The 6,000-nt window shown below is 61.9% G+C and carries 5 protein-coding genes; all 5 read right to left on the bottom strand.

Going from position 1 to position 6,000, the window contains the following annotated elements; genetic code table 11:
• Positions 1–249: 249 nt before the first annotated feature.
• Positions 250–1,599 carry a sigma-54-dependent transcriptional regulator gene (locus tag ACQRBV_RS03440; protein WP_280518009.1) on the bottom strand — a complete coding sequence of 450 codons (1,350 nt, stop codon included), beginning with the start codon at positions 1,597–1,599 and terminating at the stop codon, positions 250–252.
• Positions 1,596–3,497, bottom strand: a complete 1,902-nt coding sequence (locus tag ACQRBV_RS03435) for a sensor histidine kinase (RefSeq protein WP_411985773.1) — start codon at positions 3,495–3,497, stop codon at positions 1,596–1,598. Before ACQRBV_RS03435 ends, ACQRBV_RS03440 begins: the two co-directional genes overlap by 4 nt.
• A gap of 162 nt (positions 3,498–3,659) precedes the next feature.
• The gene (locus tag ACQRBV_RS03430; RefSeq protein ID WP_060753935.1) at positions 3,660–4,394 is read right to left on the bottom strand and encodes an amino acid ABC transporter ATP-binding protein; all 735 of its coding nucleotides are present in this window, start codon (positions 4,392–4,394) and stop codon (positions 3,660–3,662) included.
• Positions 4,391–5,062, bottom strand: a complete 672-nt coding sequence (locus tag ACQRBV_RS03425; protein WP_060753936.1) for an amino acid ABC transporter permease — start codon at positions 5,060–5,062, stop codon at positions 4,391–4,393. The genes ACQRBV_RS03430 and ACQRBV_RS03425 overlap by 4 nt, the downstream gene beginning before the upstream one ends.
• Positions 5,062–5,808, bottom strand: coding sequence for an amino acid ABC transporter permease (locus tag ACQRBV_RS03420; protein WP_060753937.1), 747 nt, complete (start codon positions 5,806–5,808; stop codon positions 5,062–5,064). The genes ACQRBV_RS03425 and ACQRBV_RS03420 overlap by 1 nt, the downstream gene beginning before the upstream one ends.
• Positions 5,809–6,000: the final 192 nt, after the last annotated feature.

The raw sequence follows: 6,000 nt of genomic DNA, 5'->3' as shown, positions 1-6,000 counted from the left end.
GTGTCAGTCAGCAATTTATCGACTGACTCACCCTCATCGGGAGCAAGCCCCCTCCCACAGTGACCGCGTTACTCCTTAACTGACTGGCATTGGGGCTTGCCCCGCGCTGGGCGGCGTAGCCGCCCCAAACCGAGGCCCTCGATCTTTCTGAAACACCGCAGCGGTCTTGTTGGGGCGGCTTTGCCGCCCAGCGCGGGCAAGCCCGCTCACTACAAGTTAGGTCGCGATAGGAGTGGGGTCTCCTGTGACTTAGTGGCTCAAGCCATATTTCTTGACCTTGTCGAACAGCGTGGTCTTGGCCATCCCCAGTTCCTGGCTGGCCTGGGTCAGGTTGCCGCCGCTGCGTTGCAGGGCGTCGTTGAGCAGGTTGCGTTCAAAGGCTTCCACCGCTTCGGTGAAGGCCAGGCCCTGGTTGCCGCTGCTGGCACCGCTTTTCTTGAAGGCGGGCAGGCCCAGGGCGAAACGTTCGGCGACGTTGCGCAGTTCGCGCACGTTACCGGGCCAGTCGTGGCTCATCAGGCTCGACAGGGTCTGGTTGTCCAGCTCCGGCGCGGCGCGGTCGAAACGCAGGGACGATTGCTGCAGGAAGTGTTCGAACAGTTGCAGGATGTCTTCGCGGCGCTCGCGCAGCGGTGGCAACTCCAGGGTCACCACGTTGAGGCGGTAGTACAGGTCGCTGCGGAACTGGCCGGCACGGCTCAGCCCGTCGAGGTCGGATTTGGTGGCGGCGATCACCCGGCAATCCACCGCTACGCTCTGGTTCGATCCCAGGCGTTCGAGCGTGCGTTCCTGCAACACTCGCAACAATTTGATCTGCAGGTTGATCGGCATGCTTTCCACTTCATCGAGGAACAGCGTGCCTTCGTGGGCGTGCTCGATCTTGCCGATACGGCGTTTGCCGGCGCCGGTGAATGCGTTGGCTTCATGGCCGAAAATCTCGCTTTCGAAGAGGTTCTCCGGCAGGCCGCCGCAGTTCAACGCGACGAATTGGTGAGCGTGGCGCCGGCTGAAATCATGCAGGCAACGTGCGACCAGTTCCTTGCCGGTGCCGGTTTCGCCTTCGATCAGCACGTTGGCCGAGGTGTCGGCGACATTGGCGATCAGTTCGCGCAGGTTCTGCATGGCCGGTGAGCGGCCGATGATGCGGCCTTCCAGGGAATCGCGTTCAGCCAACTGACGGCGCAGCGACCAGACTTCCCGCGCCAGGCTGCGTTGCTCCAGGGCACGGCGCGCCACGTCGACCAGGCGCTCGGGGGAAAAGGGTTTTTCCATGAAGTCGTAGGCGCCGTTGCGCATGGCGCCCACCGCCATGGAGATATCGCCATGGCCGGTGATCAGTACCACCGGCAGGCTTTTATCCAGGGCCTTGAGGCGGGTCAACAGCTCCAGGCCGTCGATGCCCGGCAGGCGGATATCGCTGATCACGATGCCGGCAAAGTTCTCACCAATGCGCTTGAGCGCTTCTTCGGCACTGCCTACGCCCACGCTGGGAATGTCTTCCAGTGCCAGGGCCTGCTGGCAACCGAGCAATACATGGGGGTCGTCTTCGACGATCAGGACGGTGAGGCCGTCCTTGGGGGCTGTAGCGTCTGTATTCATGTCGACTCAGCTGTTTGAGCGCCCGCCAGCGGCAAGCACAGGACAAAGGCAGTACCACCACCGGCCGGGTGTTCCACGGCGAGGTTGCCGCCGGTGGCCGCCGCGAGGCTGGCGGACAGGGTCAGGCCCAGGCCCAGGCCCTGCTCGCCTGGCTTGGTGGTGAAAAAGGGTTCGAATAAATGTTTGCGCGCCTCGGGGTCGATACCATGACCGTTGTCACGCACGTGCAGGCGATATTTGCCGTCGGCGCTGTGGCCTTCCAGCCACAGTTCGGGGGCCGGCTGTGCCTGCATGGCGTCGAGGGCGTTGCCGATCAGGTTGACCAGGATCTGCTCCAGGCGCGTCTGGTCGATCTGCAAATGGGCGTCGGCGAAGTCGCGGTGCAGGGTGATCGGCAGGCCGTCCAGGCGTGCGCCGAGCACCTGGAACGCAGCGTCCACGGCTTTGCCGAGGCTGGCCTCGCCCTGGTCGTCACCGCGTCGGGCGAACGAGCGCAGGCTGGCGGTGATGCGGCCCATGCGGTCGATCAGTTCGTTGATAGTCTTGAGGTTGGTGCTGGCGGTGTCGAGGGCGCCGCGCTCAAGGAAGCGCACGGTGTTGCCCGACAGCGTGCGCAGCGCCGCCAGCGGCTGGTTCAATTCATGGGCGATACTGGTGGACATCTGTCCGATGGCTGCCAACTTGCCCGCCTGTACCAGTTCGTCCTGGGCGCGGCGCAGGGTTTCTTCGGCCTGGCGCCGTTCGCGGATCTGGCCCTTGAGCCGTTCATTGCTGGCGCGCAGGTCGGCGGTGCGTTCGGCAATCCGTCGCTCCAGTTGGCTGTTGGCTTCCTGCAAGGCTTCGCGGGCCGCGAGGCGGGTGGCGATGACCTTGCGCCGTTCGTTCCAGGCGATCAGCAGAAAGGCCACCAGGCCAAAGGCGACGGCCACCAGGATGCCTTGATTGATCGCTGCGCGGCGCAGGTCATTGAGCGGCGTCAGCAGGGTGAAATTCCACGGTGTGTCGTTGAGCGGACGGGTTTGCGCCAGGTAGCTGACAGCGTGCTCGTCGTTAACCACTTCACTGTTGGCCGGGAAGGTCAGTTTCTCGCTGCCTTCGTTGAGGCGCTCACGGGCCAGGGGTTCGAGCTCGTTCAGAGTCGCCCAGTAATATTGCAGGCTGTGCGCCAGGCGTTCCTTGGTGTCATCGCTCAGCGGGCGCACCGCCTTGAGTCGGCGGGCCGGGTCGCTGGAAAGGATGATGATGCCGTTTTCATCACTGACAAACGCTTCGAGGCGCGCACGTTGCCAGCGCTCCTCCAGGGCTTCGAGGCGCACTTTGACCACGGCCACGCCGATGATCTTGCCGTGCTCTTCCAGGCCGTGGGCCAGGTAGTAGCCGGGCTCGCCGTTGGTGCTGCCGATGCCGTAGAAGCGGCCGGGTTGGCCACGCACGGCGTTCTGGAAATAGGCGCGGAAGGACAGGTCCTCACCCTGGTAACTGTCGGCATCGCGCCAGTTACTGGTCGCCAACACGCGGCCGGTAGTGTCCATCACGTAGATGGCCCGGCTGCGACTGCGGCGGTTCAGGCCCTCCAGGTAATCGTTGACGGTTTTGCGCGTCTCCTGGTTCGGGTCGGCCAGCAGTTGGGAAACGCTGGACTCCAATTCCAGGAGGCTGGGCAGATAGGTGTATTTGCTCAGTTCACTTTCGACCGTGCGGGCGTGCAGCTCCAACTGGCGTTCGCCCGTGTCGCTGAGCGTGCGGATGCCGTAGAACTCACTGACCCAGAACCCGATATAACCCAAGCCGATCATCAGGGCGATGATCAACGGCGGCAGGAACAGTTGGCGAATCAGACGTGGTTTCACGGCAAGTGATGGCGGTGCGGCGCGAAATTGGTTGGGGTCGCATTTCATCACAGATGCCTTGGGTCAACCAGAGCTTGCCGGTCCAGTGTGGGAGGGGGCTTGCTCCCGATAGCGGTGGTTCAGCTGAACATGCATTGGCTGATATAGCGCTATCGGGAGCAAGCCCCCTCCCACATTGACCCGGTTTCTACAGGGGCAGCTACGGAGTGCTTAGTGCTGCAGGATTTTCTCAAGGAAGTGCTGTGCACGCTCGGAGCGGGCGCTGATATCGCCGAAGAACTCTTCTTTCGGGCAGTCTTCGATGATCTTGCCGGCATCCATGAAAATCACGCGGTCGGCCACTTTACGGGCAAAGCCCATTTCGTGGGTCACGCACATCATGGTCATGCCTTCCTGGGCCAGTTGCACCATTACGTCGAGCACTTCGTTGACCATTTCCGGGTCGAGGGCCGAAGTGGGTTCGTCGAACAGCATGACGATCGGGTCCATGGCCAGGGCGCGGGCAATCGCCACTCGCTGTTGCTGGCCGCCGGACAGTTGGCCCGGATGCTTGTGGGCGTGTGCCGACAGGCCGACGCGGTCAAGCAGTTGCAGGCCCTTCTTGGTGGCTTCTTCCTTGCTGCGGCCGAGCACCTTGATTTGCGCGATGGTCAGGTTTTCGGTGATGGTCAGGTGCGGGAACAGTTCGAAGTGCTGGAACACCATGCCCACGCGCGAGCGCAGTTTCGGCAGGTTGGTCTTCGGGTCGGCGATGGAGGTGCCATCGACCACGATGTCGCCCTTCTGGAACGGTTCCAGCGCGTTGACGCATTTGATCAGGGTGGATTTGCCCGAGCCCGAAGGCCCGCACACCACGATCACTTCGCCTTTTTTAACCTCGGTGCTGCAATCGGTCAGCACCTGGAAGTCGCCATACCACTTGTTGATGTTCTTGATAGAGATCATACGGCAAACCTTTTTTGCAGACGCTTGACCAGCAGCGAGGCGGAAAAGCTGATGATGAAGTAGACGACACCGGCGAAGATCAGGAACTCATTGGAGCGGCCGATGATGTCGCCGTTGGAGCGGGCAGAGTTGAGGAAGTCCACCAGGCCCACGGTATAGACCAGCGAGGTGTCCTGGAACAGGATGATCGACTGTTGCAGCAGCAACGGCGTCATCTTGCGGAACGCCTGGGGCAGGATGATCAGGCGCATGGTCTGGCCATAGGTCATGCCCATCGCCTGTGCCGCGCCCATCTGGCCCTTGGGGATCGACTGCACGCCGGCCCGCACGATTTCACAGAAGTACGCGGCTTCGAACATCATGAAGGCCACGACGCAGGACGTGAACGCGCCGATCGGGGTGTCCTCGCCGGTGATCCAGCGCAATACGAACGGCACCGCCAGGTAGAACCAGGTGATCACCAACAGCAGCGGGATCGAGCGGAAGTAGTTCACATAGGCGCCGGCCAGGCTCGACAGCAGCTTGCTGGACGACAGGCGCATCAGCGCGAGCACGGTGCCCAGCGCGATGCCGCCGATCACGCCCATGACCATCAGTTGCAGGGTCATGAGCATGCCGTTCCACAGACCAGGGATAGCGGGGATGATGCCGCTGAAATCGAAGTCCATTATTTACCCCCCACGGAGATCAGGCCGGGCACGGCGACTTTCTTCTCGACCAGGCGCATCAGCAACATCAGGCTCATGTTCAGGGTGAAGTAGATCAGTGTGGCCAGGGTGAACGCTTCAAACAGGTTGGCCGAGAACTCGGCGGTCTGCTTGGTTTGCGCCAGCAGTTCCATCAGGCCGATCAAGGACGCCACGGAGGAGTTCTTGAACACGTTGAGGAACTCCGAGGTGAGCGGCGGAATGATGATCCGGTAAGCCTGGGGCAGCAGCACGTTCCAGTAGATCTGCGGCAGCTTGAAGCCCATGGCGCGCGCCGCGGATTCCTGGCCGCGTGGCAGCGCCTGGATGCCGGTACGCACTTGCTCACACACACGCGCGGCGGTGAACAGGCCCAGGCACACCACTACGCTCAGGTAGGCCGAGGTAGTCGGGTTGAGGTCTTGTTTGTACCAGTCCTGCAGGTTCTGCGGCAGCATGTCGGGCACCAGGAAGTACCAGATGAACAGCTGAACCAGCAGCGGCACGTTACGAAACAGTTCCACGTAGCAGGTCGCGATGCCCGATACGAGGCGGCTTGGCACGGTGCGCATGACCCCCAGAATAGAGCCAAGCAACAAGGCGATAATCCATGCCACGACAGCGATGGCGATGGTCCAGCCCAGGCCGGCGATGTACCAGTCGAGATAAGTCTCGCTGCCAACGCCGGTGGACTTGAAGAATACGCCCCAGTCCCAGTTGTAATTCATTAGGGTCTCCCCTCGAGATCGATCGATGTACAAGCACCCGCTTGGGGAAGATCCTTTCCCACCTGACGGTGAACGCCAGGCACACGCGATCGGCTCGAAAACCGCCAGGTCGAGTGTTCCAAATTAAAGCCAGCAGGTAGTAACAGACGCCTGAGGGAGGGTTGGCTCCCTCAGGAGATAAGCTTAGTCAGG

Origin of the sequence: Pseudomonas sp. R11F (assembly GCF_050312575.1) — a bacterium.
GTDB lineage: Bacteria > Pseudomonadota > Gammaproteobacteria > Pseudomonadales > Pseudomonadaceae > Aquipseudomonas > Aquipseudomonas palleroniana.
Note: the sequence above shows the minus strand (reverse complement) of the source record. Positions and strands in the feature narration are given on the sequence as shown.

Coding starts and splice junctions, on each gene's coding strand:
- ACQRBV_RS03440 (WP_280518009.1), bottom strand. CDS start 1,599: ATGAATACAGACGCTACAGCCCCCAAGGACGGCCTCACCGTCCTGATC.
- ACQRBV_RS03435 (WP_411985773.1), bottom strand. CDS start 3,497: ATGAAATGCGACCCCAACCAATTTCGCGCCGCACCGCCATCACTTGCC.
- ACQRBV_RS03430 (WP_060753935.1), bottom strand. CDS start 4,394: ATGATCTCTATCAAGAACATCAACAAGTGGTATGGCGACTTCCAGGTG.
- ACQRBV_RS03425 (WP_060753936.1), bottom strand. CDS start 5,062: ATGGACTTCGATTTCAGCGGCATCATCCCCGCTATCCCTGGTCTGTGG.
- ACQRBV_RS03420 (WP_060753937.1), bottom strand. CDS start 5,808: ATGAATTACAACTGGGACTGGGGCGTATTCTTCAAGTCCACCGGCGTT.